At 71.1% G+C, this 14,331-nt stretch carries 14 protein-coding genes; 6 read left to right on the forward strand and 8 right to left on the reverse strand.

The features are described 5' to 3' along the window. Nucleotides 1-160: 160 nt before the first annotated feature. Nucleotides 161-697: a DUF2269 domain-containing protein gene (locus ACZ5VD_RS35070; RefSeq protein ID WP_468553855.1), complete on the reverse strand. Its 537-nt coding sequence runs from the start codon at nucleotides 695-697 to the stop codon at nucleotides 161-163. A gap of 181 nt (nucleotides 698-878) precedes the next feature. Here ACZ5VD_RS35070 and ACZ5VD_RS35075 point away from each other — a divergent pair, with 181 nt between their 5' ends. After that, nucleotides 879-1,709, forward strand: coding sequence for a PP2C family protein-serine/threonine phosphatase (locus ACZ5VD_RS35075; protein ID WP_468553854.1), 831 nt, complete (start codon nucleotides 879-881; stop codon nucleotides 1,707-1,709). 101 nt (nucleotides 1,710-1,810) lie between these two features. Next, nucleotides 1,811-2,806, forward strand: coding sequence for an MASE1 domain-containing protein (locus tag ACZ5VD_RS35080; RefSeq protein ID WP_468684576.1), 996 nt, complete (start codon nucleotides 1,811-1,813; stop codon nucleotides 2,804-2,806). 61 nt (nucleotides 2,807-2,867) lie between these two features. On the opposite strand, the gene ACZ5VD_RS35085 is transcribed toward ACZ5VD_RS35080, so the two are convergent. Together ACZ5VD_RS35085 and ACZ5VD_RS35090 are read right to left on the reverse strand one after the other, a co-directional pair. Continuing rightward, on the reverse strand, nucleotides 2,868-3,293 hold the full coding sequence (locus ACZ5VD_RS35085) for an ATP-binding protein (protein WP_468553852.1): 426 nt from the start codon (nucleotides 3,291-3,293) through the stop codon (nucleotides 2,868-2,870). 112 nt (nucleotides 3,294-3,405) lie between these two features. After that, nucleotides 3,406-4,776, reverse strand: a complete 1,371-nt coding sequence (locus ACZ5VD_RS35090; RefSeq protein ID WP_468553851.1) for a cytochrome P450 — start codon at nucleotides 4,774-4,776, stop codon at nucleotides 3,406-3,408. 463 nt (nucleotides 4,777-5,239) lie between these two features. Between ACZ5VD_RS35090 and ACZ5VD_RS35095 the strand changes: the two genes are divergently transcribed. Further along, nucleotides 5,240-6,379 carry a M23 family metallopeptidase gene (locus tag ACZ5VD_RS35095; protein ID WP_468684578.1) on the forward strand — a complete coding sequence of 380 codons (1,140 nt, stop codon included), beginning with the start codon at nucleotides 5,240-5,242 and terminating at the stop codon, nucleotides 6,377-6,379. 323 nt (nucleotides 6,380-6,702) lie between these two features. After that, entirely contained in the window at nucleotides 6,703-7,221 is a 519-nt protein-coding gene (locus ACZ5VD_RS35100; RefSeq protein WP_468553849.1) for a P-loop NTPase family protein, read from the forward strand. 14 nt (nucleotides 7,222-7,235) lie between these two features. Here ACZ5VD_RS35100 and ACZ5VD_RS35105 read toward each other — a convergent pair whose 3' ends face one another. After that, nucleotides 7,236-7,469 (reverse strand): hypothetical protein, encoded by a 234-nt coding sequence (locus ACZ5VD_RS35105; protein ID WP_468684579.1) that lies wholly within the window; start codon nucleotides 7,467-7,469, stop codon nucleotides 7,236-7,238. Between the two features lie 161 nt (nucleotides 7,470-7,630). Between ACZ5VD_RS35105 and ACZ5VD_RS35110 the strand changes: the two genes are divergently transcribed. After that, nucleotides 7,631-7,981, forward strand: coding sequence for a hypothetical protein (locus ACZ5VD_RS35110; protein ID WP_468553847.1), 351 nt, complete (start codon nucleotides 7,631-7,633; stop codon nucleotides 7,979-7,981). A gap of 468 nt (nucleotides 7,982-8,449) precedes the next feature. On the opposite strand, the gene ACZ5VD_RS35115 is transcribed toward ACZ5VD_RS35110, so the two are convergent. The 3 genes from ACZ5VD_RS35115 to ACZ5VD_RS35125 form a co-directional block, all read right to left on the reverse strand. Beyond that, nucleotides 8,450-9,100: a hypothetical protein gene (locus ACZ5VD_RS35115; RefSeq protein ID WP_468684580.1), complete on the reverse strand. Its 651-nt coding sequence runs from the start codon at nucleotides 9,098-9,100 to the stop codon at nucleotides 8,450-8,452. Between the two features lie 561 nt (nucleotides 9,101-9,661). Continuing rightward, nucleotides 9,662-9,790: a hypothetical protein gene (locus tag ACZ5VD_RS35120; RefSeq protein WP_468684582.1), complete on the reverse strand. Its 129-nt coding sequence runs from the start codon at nucleotides 9,788-9,790 to the stop codon at nucleotides 9,662-9,664. 126 nt (nucleotides 9,791-9,916) lie between these two features. After that, complete coding sequence (locus ACZ5VD_RS35125; protein ID WP_468684583.1) at nucleotides 9,917-11,428, reverse strand: hypothetical protein; 1,512 nt, start codon at nucleotides 11,426-11,428, stop codon at nucleotides 9,917-9,919. Nucleotides 11,429-11,624: 196 nt separating this feature from the next. Between ACZ5VD_RS35125 and ACZ5VD_RS35130 the strand changes: the two genes are divergently transcribed. Continuing rightward, nucleotides 11,625-13,151 (forward strand): hypothetical protein, encoded by a 1,527-nt coding sequence (locus ACZ5VD_RS35130; protein ID WP_468553843.1) that lies wholly within the window; start codon nucleotides 11,625-11,627, stop codon nucleotides 13,149-13,151. A 107-nt stretch (nucleotides 13,152-13,258) separates the two neighbouring features. Here ACZ5VD_RS35130 and ACZ5VD_RS35135 read toward each other — a convergent pair whose 3' ends face one another. Then, nucleotides 13,259-14,302 carry an NAD(P)-dependent alcohol dehydrogenase gene (locus ACZ5VD_RS35135; RefSeq protein ID WP_468684584.1) on the reverse strand — a complete coding sequence of 348 codons (1,044 nt, stop codon included), beginning with the start codon at nucleotides 14,300-14,302 and terminating at the stop codon, nucleotides 13,259-13,261. Between the last annotated feature and the right edge of the window lie 29 nt (nucleotides 14,303-14,331).

Below are 14,331 nucleotides of genomic sequence, written 5' to 3' on the forward strand. Positions count from 1 at the left end.
GGACGGTCTGCGCCGTCGAGCCCGGCCGGACCGGCGTCCGCCCGGTTCCGCGTCGGCCGTCGGTGCGTCCGCCGCGCCGGCCTGCTCGGTCTCGACGCCTTCGACGTCGGCCACCAAGAGCCGGTGGCCGGCGTCCGGCCGCGGGGCACGGCCGAGCGGGTCAGGCGGCCTGCCGGGCACGCCGGACGTTCTTCCGCGTACCGGTCTCGGCCCGCAGGCGCCTGCCACGCCGGGTGAGCCCCCAGGGCTTGAGGACCGAGATCACTGTCATGAAGAGATAGGCGGACAGCGAGACGACCGGCCCGAACAGGATGTCCCCGGCGTCGGGCAGCGTTCCGCCCGCGGCGACGGCGGAGACCGCGCTGTTCACGCCGGGGCGCAGGGCGAAGACCGTCGCGGTGGTCGTGGCCAGGGTGAGCCAGAACTTCGTGTAGACCCACCGGTGCCGTGCCAGCCCCCACGGCGTGCCCAGGGAGAGCAGTACGCCGCTGAACAGGGCGAGGAACGCGAGCGGAAGCAGGAGCCAGTCGGCGAAGAGCTTCATGGCCCGGACGGACGCCTCCACGGTCACCGCGGACCCGGTGGTGGCCGCGGTGATCCCGAGCGCCAGCAGTCCGAGCGTGAGCCCGAGCCAGCCGGCGGAGGCGACTACATGGACGACGAGGGAGGCCCGGCGTGCGGGGCGGCTGAGTTTCACCTTCCCCACGGTGCCGGGAGGCGGCGCGGAGAACGTCTGACAGGGGGAGTAACCCGGTGTACTCGGCTCGGCGTACGGGCGCGGCCTTGCCGGTGCCCTGCCCCGGCCGGCGCCCCAGATCACCCTAATGGGTCAAATAGGTTCTTATACTCAAAGGGACGCGAACCTTCCGGAGTGGTCAATGTCCCGCAAGCGCTCAACCGACGACGGTGACGAACTGCTGGCCAGACTCGGGGCGCTGACCGCTCAGGCGCGAGAGCGAGCCGAGCTGCAGCGCTCTCTGGTCGAGCTGGCCGTCGCCCTGCAGCGCGGCATGCTGCCCGGGGAGATGCCCGTCGCCCCCGGGTTCCACCTGGCCGTCCGGTACTCACCCGCCTTCCACGGCCTCAACGTGGGCGGCGACTGGTACGACGCCTTCCGGATGCCCGACGGGCGCATCGGCCTGTCCATCGGCGACGTGCAGGGCCACAACATCGAGGCCGCCGCCTTCATGGGGCAGGTCAGGGTCGGGCTGCGGGCGCTCGCCTCCGTCACCAGCGAGCCGGGCGAACTCCTCTCCCGCACGAACGACCTCCTGCTCTCCCTGGGCAGCGACCTGTTCGCGACCTGCACCTTCATGCGGCTCGACCCCTCGACCGGGGTACTGGAGAGCGCCCGGGCCGGTCACATCCCCTGCGTCTGGGCGACCGCGGACGGGAAGTCCGGCATCGCCGAGGACGAAGGAGGACCCCCGCTGGGCATCCAGAAGGGCCAGGACTTCCCGGTGACCCGCTACCGGCTCAGCACGGGCGGCGTGTTCGTCCTCGTCACGGACGGCGTGGTGGAAGGGCCCTCGCTGAGCCTCGACGAAGGGCTCGACCAGGTGGTCAGGCTCGCGGGTGTCGCCGCCGTCGCGGGCATGGACGCCTCCTCCCTCGCCGCCGCCGTGATCAAGGGCGCCGAGCGGGTGGGGCACGAGGACGACGCGGCCGTACTGGTCGTCGGACACGACGGACCCGACGTGCGGCGATAGGGACACGCAGCGGTACGGACGTGCGGCGGCAGTGACCCGCGGGGCGGAACGGCCGCGCTCTCGGCTCGCCGTCGGCGCGGCATCGGTATGTGATGGCTGCTGTGGCGGGTAACCAGGATCTGCGTCGACCGGCGCTCTACGCCCTCCAGACGCTGGCGGTCGCCGCCTCCTACTTCGCGGCGGGGCGGCTCGGCCTCATGCGGGAGCTCGTCGTCCAGGGCGCCGTGGTCACACCCATCTGGCCGCCCACCGGCGTCGCCGTGGCCTGCCTGCTGATCCTCGGCATGCGCTCCCTGCTCGGCATCACCCTCGGCGTCCTCTTCGTGGTCATGTCCCTCACCGCGCTCCAGCCCGCCGTGATCGGCACCCTCGTCGGCAACACCGCGGCCCCCGTCTGCGCGTACCTCATGCTGCGCCGCGTGGGATTCCGGACCGACCTCAGCCGGGTGCGGGACGGTGTCGCACTGGTGTTCCTGGGGGCGCTGGCCAGCATGCTGATCAGCGCGACCGTCGGTGTCGGTCTGCTGGTCGTCCTGGGCAAGCTGGACGCGCCCGGCTTCTGGACCGTGTGGCTGGCGTGGTGGGTGGGCGACGCGATGGGCGTCCTGATCGTCACGCCCATCCTGCTGCTGCTCCACACGGCACGCCGGCCGCCGAACCCGTCCCGATGGAAGGAGGCCTCGGGGCTCGCCCTCGTCGCCTGCGGACTCGTGCCCCTGGCCGCCTACAGCAGCATCAGCCTGCTCTTCCTCGTCTATCCCCTGCTGATCCTGGCCGCCCTGCGCTTCCAGCTGGCGGGCAGCATCCTGTGTGCCCTCTTCGCCTCCACCGCGACCACCATCGCCGCGACGGACCAGGCCGGCCCCTTCGCGGACCTCACCCCTGTGGAAGTGATGATCAAACTGCAGGCCTTCAACGGCTCCATGGCCCTGACGGCCCTGCTCCTCTCGGCGGTCATCACCGAGCAGCGCAACACCAGACGCTCGGTGGAACGGGCCTGCCAGGACCTGGCGGAAGTACTGGAACACCTCACCGCGGGCGACGCACCCCGCAACCGGCCGGGAAGGGACCCGGACGGGCTGCACCACCGTCCGTGACGGCCGACCCCGCCCCGGGCACCCCGGCGCTCACTCCCGGTCCCCGAACGCTGAGACCCGGTCAGTGATCGACCCGTGGCTTCGGCCCGGGCGGCTCGAAGCAGGCGTGCACGATCTTTCCGTGCCGACACGGACGGACGTGCCAGGTGTCGGCCAACGCGTCGACGAGCAGCATGCCGCGTCCCCCGAGCGCGTCCGTGCCCGGCGCGCGGGGAGTGGGCAGCAGAGACGAGGTGTCGTGCACACTCACGTGCAGACAACGGTGGTCCCAGGCCAGCACGAGCTGCGCACTGCTGTGCGCATGCCGGTGCGCGTTGGTGACGAGCTCGGAGACCGTCACGAGGACGGCGTCCATCGTCTCCGGCGCGGACCGCTCCCACCCCAGTGACACCAGATGGGCGCGCACCCAGTCACGCGCCCCCTTGACACTGCTGTCCAAAGGCAGCGAACGCGCCCAACCCACCGCCCGCAGCGAAGGATCACTCACCTTGCGCCTCCCTACCGTGGTCATGTCCTAACGGGTACCCGCCCGGCTGACGTTGACTCGGCCCCGCTCGGCGGGCGGACAAGGATCTCCCCGCCGAGCAGGCGTCGTCGCCTCAGTCCTTCGCGTGTGCTGCCCGGCGGTCCGCGTTCCCGCGCTGCTCGACCGTCATGGACAGGGTCCTGGGCCGTACCGTGGCCCGCGCCACGGGCTCCACCCTCCGGCCGGGCGGGAGGCCGAGCCGGACCTGCCGGACGATCGTCGCGATGGCCGTGACGAGTTCGGTGAGCGCGAAACGGTCGCCGATGCACTTGTGTTTCCCCGCCCCGAACGGCAGGAAGGCCAGGGGCGGCTCGTCGTCCGCCCACCGGTCCGGGGCGAACCTGAGCGGATCGGGGAACAGTTCGGGATCGCGGTGCAGGGCGTGCTGGCAGTAGGCCAGTTCGGTGCCGGCCGGCAGCGTCCACGCGCCGAGGCGGGTCTCCCGGGTCGTGCGGCGGGTGACGAGCCAGCCGGTGTGGTGCAGACGGAGGGTCTCGGTGATGACGCGGTTCAGATACGGCAGTCGGCCGAGGTCGTCGAAGGTCACCGGTCGCCCGTCGAGGACGTCGTCGAGTTCGGCCAGCACCCGCTCCTCGACACCTGGATCACGGGCGAGTTCGTACAGCACCCAGGACAGCACCGAGGCGGTGGTCTCCGTGCCGGCCACGGCCAGGGTCAGGATCTCGGAACAGATCTGATGGCCGGTCAGCGGCCGGCCGGTCTCCTCGTCCCGGGCGCGCAGCAGCATGGAGAGCATGTCCCCGGTGTCGTGCCCGGAGGACTGCAGGTCCTCGACGGCGGCGCCGATGGTGGCGCGTACGCCCTCGCGGGCCTGGTCGAAGCGTCGGTTGAAGGGTAGGGGCAGGCGCTCGACCCAGTCGGGCAGCATGATGCGGGCGCCGACTCCGTTCATCACCACGGACAGATCGCGGCGCAGCCGGCGGAAGGTGGCCTCGTCGAGACTGCCGGAGAAGACCGTCTTGGCGAGCATGTCGAGAGAGAGCCCGACCATCGCCTCACGCACGTCGAGGGTCAGGCCGGGTTTCCAGGCGGCGACGGTGGCGGTGGCCTCGTCGCGCATGAGGTCGACATAGCGGGCGATGTTCGTCTGGGTGAACGCGGGCTGTAGTTGACGGCGTTTGCGCACATGGGCCTGGCCGGCGGCGGTCACGACGCTGTCGCCCAGTAGTTGGCCCATCTTCTCGAAGAAGCGGCCCTTGTCGAGGCTGGGTCCGAGGTCGACCAGCATCGCCTTGATCAGGGTGGGGTCCTGTACGACGACGGTTCGGGTGCCGGGCTGGAGGGTGATCTCGACGAGAGGGCCGTAGGAGTCGCGGAGCGAGGCGATGAAGCCGAGGTTGTCACGGACGAGTTGGAACGCGTGGCCCAGGAGGGGAAACGATCCTGCTGCTCTGGGGACGGGGGGAGACGCTGCGAGCGTCACGGGGGGTGCTCCCTTCACGGCGATCACTGGCGCAGAGATCGATTCCCGTCCGAGGGGCGGGTGCAATCCGAGGTGGCGGGTGTTGTTCGCCACGGGTGCTGGTCCGCGCCGTTCACCTGGCAGTCACGGGGCCTGTCGGGCTCGGGGCGAGGCGTGCGCGGATACGTCCAACCGGTGTGCGGGGGAGTCGAGTTGGGCGACTGGGGCGATCGGGCGTGCTGGCCGCCCCAAGTGGGCCACGGGTGTTCCGAGTTCGGTTCTGCGCGCCCGTGGGCCGGCCGATCTCCCATGGGGAGAGGCGTACGCAGGCCATGTCGGCCCGTCCGAGGTGTCTGCCGGACCAAGGTGCACCAAGTCTGCCCCGAGGGGCCGTTCTGTCTGCCTCCGTGTCCGGTGACGTCCGACGGGTCCCGCGCTAGCGTCCGCCCGTGAGCACGAGGAACTTCCCCGAACGGCCGGTGGCGTGAGCGACGACAGGGCCCTCGGGACACCCACACACGAGGCACCCACCGCCACGGAACCGGCGGACACCGTCGAGCCCTCCGACCCGCCCCAGGAGGAGCGGCCCGCGCAACGCCCCCGGCGGCGCGGTCCGGGACCCTTCACCCTGTTGGTGCTGCCGGGTCTGGTGGCTCTCCTCGGGGTCGCCGGATTCCTCGCCCTGACCGGTGGACTCTCCTCGGACTGGACCTCGGACGGGGATTCACCGCAGTCGGCCGCGGGCGGCGTGAACGAGACGTACGGTCCGTGGTTGCGCAAGGCGGCCGCCTGCAACGTCGTCACCGCGTCGGTGCTCGCCGCTCAGATCGACCAGTTGTCCGGCTGGCGCGACGACGACGGCAAGCTTTCGGGCGGGCAGGGCATCGCCGGATTCACGACGGCGCAGTGGCGCACCTGGGGCAAGGACGACGACGGCAACGGGACCTCCTCGCCGCACGACCCGGCCGACGCCATCATGGCGCTCGGCCGGCAGGACTGCTCCCTTGCCCGGAAGGTCACGGACCTCAGAACCGACGGCACCGTCAGCGGCGAGCTGGTGGACCTCACCCTCGCCGCCTACGCCGTGGGGGTCCGGGAGGTCTCTGAGGCGGGGCGGGTGCCCGACGGAGCCCGGGCCTACCTGACCGAGGTGAAGGAACTCCTTCCGCGCTACGAGGCGTTCGACCGGGAGAGCCCGACCGCCGGACCGTCGTCGGCGATCCTGGCCCCGCCCGTGAGCACCCTCGTCATCACCTCGCCGTACGGATCGCGCCAACACCCGCTCACCGGGATCACCAAACTCCACACCGGCGTGGACTTCGGGGCACCGCAGGGTGCCCAGGTCTCCGCCGCCCGTGAGGGCCGGGTGGTCTTCGCGGCCATGACCAAGGCGTACGGCAACCGCATCGTCATCGACCACGGGACGATCGAGGGCAAGCCTCTGCAGACGACGTACAGCCATCTGTCCGCGCTCGAAGTCACCGTCGGACAGACCGTGAGCAGCGGTGCACCGATCGGCCGCGTCGGCTCCACCGGTCTGTCCACCGGTCCACACCTGCACTTCGAGGTGATCTACGACGGCTACTACGCCGACCCGCAGCCATGGCTGGCGGCACAGGGCTGACGGGGTGACGGGGTGACGGGGCAGCGTCGGTCGCGTGATCATGGTGGCCGTGTGGTCCGAACGTCCTTTGCGGCAGCGTCACTTCGGTAGCACCGGGGCGTCCGGCCACGTAGGCGTAGGCGAGGCGGAGGTGTTGCGCGGGTGCCATGAGGCAGGGGCCGAGGTCGATGCCCAGAACGCGTCCGCGAAGTTCGCGCGGTGGGTGAGGGCGCGGGGCCGCCGAGCCGGCCCCGCGCCCCATCTCCAGCACGTTGGCGGCGGCGTCGATCCTGATGGTGCCGGGGTGTCCGGCAGGAAGGGCGGGGCCTTTGTAGGGTGCCGGTATGGAACGGATCTTGGTGGTGGGCAGTACGGGTGCGGGAAAGTCCACGCTCGCCCGGACCGTGAGCGCCCGTCTGGAGCTCCCCTACTGCGAGATGGACGCGCTGTACTTCACCGGACCCGGCTGGGCGGTGAACGACAGGTTGACCGAAGAGGTGTCACGCGTCACGGCCCGACCTCGTTGGATCTTCGACTCACTTGGTTCGCCGGAAGTCCGTGACCTGCTCTGGGACAAGGCCGACACCGTGATCTGGCTCGACTACACCAGGCGCGTCATCATGCCCCGTGTCCTGCGCCGCTCCCTCCGGCGCACCCTCACCCGGGAGGTCGTCTTCGGCGGCAACAGGGAGACCTGGGCGGGCTGGCTGAGCAGCGAGCACCCAGCATGGTGGGCCTGGTCCCAGCACGCGCGGCGCCGGCGCGAGATCGAACGCCGTACCCGCGACCCGCGCTTCGCCCCTCTCCGTACACTCCGGTTCTCCCGCCCCGAGGACGCCGCCACGTGGGTCGCCTCTCTGTAGGGCCGGTCGCGAGCTCATCGGTCCATGCCGGGAGATCCAAGATCGCCGCGTACATGGGGCGGCCGTCGGCCGCCGCGGACCGTCTGGACGGCCAGGTGTTCGCCGCTCTGACCGAGGAGCCGGAGAACGTGTCGGCCGCGCAGGCCGAACAACGCCGTCAGGCGGACCTCGCGGACCTCGCGGACCTCGCGGGCCGACGTGCGCTGTATGTGTCCGTCGGCCGGTGCGGCGGTCTCGATCGGTCTCACAACCGCCGTGTTCCTGTGAACTCGGTGCACGGACTTGGTCTCTGACGGCGAGTTCGATGTCGCGTTGTCAGTGCTGTGTTGAACAATGCGATGAAAGCAAGATCAAGATGGTCCGCCCTGGGTAGACGGTCTTGAGTCCCCGCCCAGGAAGGCCACCGTCGATGCGCTCCACCCCCGAACCCGTACAGCTCCGCCGGTCCGGCGTCCCGGTCGGTGCAGCCGAGCACGACGTCCTGCGCGTCATCACCGCATCCTGCACCCCCGTGTATCTCACGGCCCACGCCGACGGACGTCGCAGATACAGCTATTGGCAGGCCTTCGACCCCGCGACCGGAAGGGGCAGCTGCTACGCCGCCCTGCCCACCGCCGAATGCGACGCGCTGTACGCCGCGGGACGGATCACTCTCGGCGAGGCGGTCGTCGACCCGACCAAGACGACCTACCGCGTACGGCCCGCGCGCAGCCCGACCGCGCCTGTGCGGGCAGCGCAGCGACGCCTGCGCGTGGCCTGACCGGACCTCGACGAGGACGCGACCGGGACGGCGCCGACGGACTCGTCCGGGACCGGCGAGTGCTGCGCGGCGGTGACACGCCCAGCGTCGAGTCGTCGCCGACGGAGGCTTCGCCGCCACCGGCTGCCCCCGGCATCAGGGCGTCACGACATGCCACCGCTGAAGGACCTCGAACCGGTCGACGGCAACGGCTCGACCGGCGGGCAGTCATAGCCTCCACCTCAACCTGCGCGCTCACACACGAGAGCGACCGGACAGCCGAAGTCCGGGACACCCGCGGTCAGTTCAACAGTGCTCATGGTCGTCGACGCCACCGACCGCCGGGCGGCGCCTCCCCCATGTGCGCGCGATGACCGTTGTGCCCCGTGCTCGGTGGGTGAGCCGGAGGGGGTCCGGCGCCCGGGTGTCGGCCCGGGCGGCCGCGACATGGAACGGACATTCACTGTGTCCGTACGTCCACTCCGTGTGTCACGCGTCGGCGGGTGCGGGCTGCTCCTTGGTCTGCGGCGGTGCGGCCTGGGCCGACGTGGTGTCCGAGGCGGTGTAGAAGACGGACGTGCCCTGCTTGGCGCGTTGCACCTGGTTGCGGGCGACGAGTCCTTCGAGGGTGGTACGCACCACGGTCGTCTTGATGCCGCGACGGGGATGGGCCGCACCGAGCGCCGTGGCGACCTCCGCCGCCGAGCGTGGCTCGCGCTGCTCACCGAGGTGACTGCGGACCAGGGCGACCAGCGTCGGCTGCGCGCTCTTGTCGGACTTGGCCTTGGTCTTGGCCACGCCCTGCTCGGCTTCCGGCTGGACGGAGGGTGCCGCGGGGGCGGACTTCTTCGTCCGTGTGCGCCTGCCGTTGCCCCTGGAGGCGGCCGACTTCTTGCGGGGTGTCGGCACCACGGCACCGGCCGGTGCGGACGCCGGCGCTGCGGGGGCAGGGACCGTTCCGATCGCCTGCTGAATGCTCACCAGTACCTGGTGGTCACGCTGCAGGGCGCTCAACTGCTCCTGAAGAGCGGCGATTTCGGCGCTGACACGTTCTTGTTCCTTGGTGTTGCGTTCCAGGTCTGCGGTCACCTGGGCGGTGTACTGCGAGGTGAGTTCGGTGGCTGAGACGTTTTCGGACATGGGGCGCACCACTTTCTCGGCCGAAGCCGCATTGAAGGGCCCTGTCATAGCGATAGTACGGACAACCGAAAACAGGGTGGGCCCCCTTGTAAGTCATAGGCTCCTCTCCCGGTCTGCCGAGACGCCCAGAATTGAACGTTTCAATACAACTCCTCGGTAAGGGTGTTGGACATCCTCGTCGGACGGCAGTGATGTCCGCGGGGGAGTAACTGGCGTGCTCCACCTGGCATGTTGTGCCGTCGGTGCGACACCCTTCAATCACGACCTGTGAAAAGCCTTGACGCTTGCCATGGTTGAACCTGGCTGCTGCAGCCGCACTGAAAAAACGATTCAATTCTGAGCAGTACTTCGCCCCACACTCACCGAAGGGAGCCCCGCACGTTGACCGCACCACATGGCACCACATGACACCGCAGGCTCGACCCGCCGCCGGATGCTGTTCACCACCACGGCCACCACGACCGCGGTCGCCGTCGTGCCGAGTTACTCAAACGGTGTGGCCAGGATGCCGGCGAGAGAGGTGGGCAACGGCTCGGGAGGCGGTCGTCGCGCACGAGCGAGCTACGTCATCGGGATCGGGCCGTGCCCGCCCGCCACCGTCGGGGGCGTGTCACCGAGCCGGTCCGACAGCGTGATCGTCCCTTCGACGCCGCGCGCCCTGTCGTACGTGAACTGGGCCGGGACCCTCACCCCGTGGTCCCCTCGCCCGCTCGGCTTTCGCCCGACGCCCGGGGTGCCGTGTTCGGGCCCCTTGGGCTCTGGGCGGCGCGGGTTGTCAACCGGTGGTCAACCGTTGACGTGATGCAACGGCATCGTTCAAGGCGCTGGGATGTCCGTGCCGCCGTTCTCCCTCACGTCCGCGCCGTGCGGCTCACCCTTCGTGTGGCGGCGCCGGTACAGCGCCTCCAGGACCAGGGCCAGGAGTACCGCCGCCGCCCCCGCGGTCCACACGGCGGGGGCGGGGAAAGAGGGGCCGGGGGACGCGGCGAGGGGGATGACGGCGGTGTCGTTGCGCGGGGTCCGGTCGTAGGGGTTGTACGTGCGGATCGTGCCCCGTGCTCCGGGGACCTGCCGGTCGATGCGCATGTGGAAGTCGATGGTGGTCGTGCCGTCTTCGTGCCGTGCGTCGAGGAAGTCGTCGTATCCGATGTCGCAGACGAACGCGCCGCCGGACTTCTTCGGCCGCTCACATGCCCACTTTCCGCCCGAGTCCTCGAAGACGTAAGGGATGGAGGTGACGGTGGTGCCCTGCGGGGGGACCACCTCGAAGCCGCCCATCGTCTCGGAGTCGGTCACTCGCCCCGGTCCGTGGTCCCGTAGTCCCAGCCGTACCTTCACGGTGTCGCCGACCCGGCCCCGGACGGTCGCGGTGACCGGCTCGTAGTCGGCCTGCACGGTGGTCTCGACACGGACCTCGCTGCTGCCGTCGGTGAGTCGGCGGTCGGCCGTCCTGGCGAGGGTCAGCGGGGCACCCGTGCCGCGCACGGTGAGGTCGTCGGGCCGGTCGGGCTCCGAGGACCAGCTGTAGAGCAGTGTGCCCGTCAGTTTCCCGGCGGCGGGCGTGTAGTCGACCGGGGAGCTGGTGCGGTAGGCGGTGCCCGGGGCGGCCTGGGTGGGGAAGGCGCACCATGCGGAGGTGTACGTGGTGTCGAAGTAACAGTTGTCGGGGCGCGACCTCACCAGCAGACCGTCCTGAGCGGTGAGGTGCAGGGCGACGCCCCGCTTCGCGGTGAACCGGCTGTGGTTGGCGAACCTGGGGGTCAGCGGCACGGACTTCCCGGGCACCGCGCCCGTGACCGCCTTCTCCTCCTCGGGCGTGTGCAGGGTGGGGCCGCCCACGGTCATCCGGGTGGTGCCGGTGACCGGGGCCGCGTTGTCGGCGGTGGCGGTGTAGGTGACGGTCCCGCTGTCGCCCGGTTCGACGCCGTCCACACCGTGAAGGGTGAAGGGCGTGTTGGATTCCCCGTCGCCGTTCTGCAGATCGCCGTACAGGCAGGTGAACACCGGGCCCTCGCCGGCGCAGTTCCCGGCGCCGCCTTTCACCGCCCGGGCGACGCCCTGCAACCCCGACGCGTCCACGACGACCTTGACGCCGCGGGCCGGGCCGCCGTCCCCGCGCACGACGGCGACCGGCACGACGAAGTCACTGTTCGCGGCCTGGGCGCCCTCGTCGGCGGGGTACATGCGGAACGTCTTCGGCGCCTCGAACCGCAACGCGACCTCGCGGGAGCCGTCGGCCCCCGCGGGCGCCGAGGCCAGGGAGAGGACGGCGACGAGACTCGCCGCCAGGGCGGCCGGGTGACGGGCGACCTGTATGCGTCGGAGCATGCGGGCAGTGTGCCAGCGGGCGCCGACGGCCGCCGCAGTAGGCGTTCGGGTCCGGTGTCGCGCACGGCGTGGGCGGAGATTCGCCCGTGCGGCTCGCCGGGGATCCCCTTGCCGCGAAGTGCCCGGTGCCGCCGGCGGCCCGGTGAGGTGAAAAACCCGTGGGTCATCCGGGCACCGCCCCGGCAGGATGACCTCTGTGAACCATGTCCTGCGCGGGCTCGCCGCCAACACCGCACTGCCGTCCGAGCTGGTCGACCGGCTGATCGCGGTCGCGGTCGCGGACGATGACCTCGGCGACATCGGCGCGGAACTCGCCGATCGCCCGGATCTGACTCACCGGCAGGCGCTCGCGTTGGCGGCACGGGCCGAGGACTGCGCTGTACTACTGGCCCGTGAGGGCCGTTTGGCCGCCACCGACGTCGACCCCGTGGCACAGCCCCACGTCGCTCTGGCGATGCTCGACGCCGGATTCGGCAGCCCGGAATGGGGGCGTCTCCTCGCGGCGGACCCGATGGTCGAGCGCCGGGAGAAGCTGGCTGAATGCCCCGGCCTGCCGCCCGACGTGGTGGCGACGCTCGCCGTGGATCCGGATGTGCGGGTCGTCGCGGAACTCGCCCTGTGGACGACGGCGGACACGGCGGCCGTCCTCGCGGGGCATCCGCATGCCGAGGTCCGCCGGGCGGTGGCCTTCAACGACGCAACGCCTCCAGGGGTGTTGGCGATGCTGATCGGCGGCGAGGGGTTGCCGCCGGCGCGGTGGTGCCTGGTCTGCGACCAGCAGGAGACGCCGTTCGTGCACGATCCGCACTGCCCGCGGCCCGACTGCGATCTACCGCCGGGCGCCTCCTGCGACGGCTCCCACGAGTCCACCCGGCGCAGCATGCTCCAGGCGGCGCTGGAGAACCCGAACACGCCCACCGAAGCCGTCACCGGCTTCGTGGACCATCCTTCGAGCCTGCTGCGCCGGGCACTCGCCGCCCGCCCCGAGTTGCCGCGGGAGGTGTGCCGACGGCTCGCCGCCGACCCCACCCCGGGGGTCCGGTCCGACCTCGCCGAGAACCCCGCGATCGACGAGGCCCTGATGCGCACGCTGGCCGACGACCATGGTTACGACGTGCGGCGCAGCCTCGCCCACAACCCGCACGTGCCCCTCGACGTGCTCGTGCACCTGGCCGCCACCGTCAAGATCGGCGCCACGCTCCTGCCACGGATCGCGACCGCCTCTCCCGCCGAGGTCGCGGAGCTGGCCCGGTCGCCGCAGCCGGCCGCGCGGATGCTCCTGGCCCAGCGACGCGATCTGCCGGCCGGGATCCGCGACAGGCTGGCCACCGACCCCGACGCGAAGGTCCTCACGTCGCTGGCTCCCCACCCGGGCCTCTCCGAGGGGCAGTTGCGCGACATGGTCCACCGGCACGGAGTCCGGGTCGTCGCCAAGGTGGCGGCCAACCCCGACGCGACACCGGCGCTCCTGGAAGACCTGACGCGACACGAGCCACCGGTACGGAGGGTGTTCCGCGAGGTCGCCTGTCACCCCCACGCGACCGCCCCGGCGCTGCTCGCCTGCCTGGCGGACAGCCGGGCAAGGCCCCTTGCCGCGGGTCACCCGGCACTCCCGCCCCGGTACGTCGTGGAACTGCTCGCCGACCCCGACCGGGGGGTGGCGGCAGCGGCGGCCGCCAACCCGTCGCTGCCGCTCGCCGTCATGCGGGAGTTGGTGCCGTAGCCGTCGGGAGGCTGCCGGTCGACCGTCCCGTCCCGGCCGGGCCCTGGTCCGGGCCCGGCTCCGGTCGAAGTCGCCCCGGACGTACCGCGGTTCACGGCCTTGGCTGTTCAGTCGAGGTCGGACAGATCGAGCACGAAGCGATAGCGGACGTCGTTGCGCCGCAGTCGGTCGAGGGCCTCGTTCACCCGTGCCGAGGGGAGCAGTTCGATGTCGGCGGTGATGCCGTGCTTCGCGCAGAAGTCCAGCATGGCGGCCGTCGCGGACCTGCCGCCGCTGCCCGCCGAGCTCAGTTTCCTGCGCCCCACGAGGAGGTCGGTGGTCTCCACGGTGACGGGGCCGAGGTGTCCGAGGTGGCTGAGGGTGCCGTCCATGGCGACCAGACGCAGATACGGGCCGAGGTCGTGCGGTGCGGAGACGGTGTCGATGACGACGTCGAACCGGTCGCGGGCATCGGCCAGTCGATCCGGGTCCGTGGACACGATGAGGTCCTGGGCGCCGAGTCGACGGGCGTCCTCGGCCTTGTCGGGTGAGCGGCTGACGACCGAGGTCTCGGCGCCGAGTGCCACGGCGATCCGCACCGCGAGATGGCCGAGACCGCCCAGTCCCACCACGGCGACGCGGGTCCCCGGCCCCACGCCGAGGGCGTGCATTGGCTCCCAGACGGTGATTCCGGCGCAGAGCAGAGGGGCTGCGGCGGCCGGGTCCAGACCGGCGGGCAGGGTGTAGGCGAAGCGGTCGCGGACGACGTACTCCCGGCTGTAGCCCCCCAGGGTGGTCGATCCGTCGTGGCGGTCGACGCCGTCGTACGTCAGGGTCGGGAAGGCGTGGCAGAAGTTCTCCTGGTCCGCCCGGCACATCGCGCACTCGCCGCACGAGTCGACGATGTTGCCCACCGCGACCGGGTCCCCGACGGCGAAGGCGGTGACCTCGGGTCCGGTCTCGGTCACCACGCCGGTGAACTCGTGCCCCGGAACCAGGGATCGGCCCTCCGCGCCCTCCCGGGCGCCGACGGCGTGCAGATCGGTGTGGCAGACACCGCAGTAGTCGACCCGGACCGCCAGGTCGTCGGGGCGCAGATCGCGCCGCTCCAGCGGCGTGCGCCGCAGTGTCGACGACGGACCGTCCACCTGCCAGCCCACGGTTCTCCTCATGCTTCCTCCTCATAGACAGACTGTTCGGT

Source organism: Streptomyces sp. NPDC032822 (genome assembly GCF_055578825.1).

Excerpts from the sequence above, each read along its gene's own strand:
- ACZ5VD_RS35075 (WP_468553854.1), top strand. The coding sequence starts at position 879 with ATGTCCCGCAAGCGCTCAACCGACGACGGTGACGAACTGCTGGCCAGA.
- ACZ5VD_RS35100 (WP_468553849.1), top strand. The coding sequence starts at position 6,703 with ATGGAACGGATCTTGGTGGTGGGCAGTACGGGTGCGGGAAAGTCCACG.
- ACZ5VD_RS35110 (WP_468553847.1), top strand. The coding sequence starts at position 7,631 with ATGCGCTCCACCCCCGAACCCGTACAGCTCCGCCGGTCCGGCGTCCCG.
- ACZ5VD_RS35115 (WP_468684580.1), bottom strand. The coding sequence starts at position 9,100 with ATGTCCGAAAACGTCTCAGCCACCGAACTCACCTCGCAGTACACCGCC.
- ACZ5VD_RS35125 (WP_468684583.1), bottom strand. The coding sequence starts at position 11,428 with ATGCTCCGACGCATACAGGTCGCCCGTCACCCGGCCGCCCTGGCGGCG.
- ACZ5VD_RS35135 (WP_468684584.1), bottom strand. The coding sequence starts at position 14,302 with ATGAGGAGAACCGTGGGCTGGCAGGTGGACGGTCCGTCGTCGACACTG.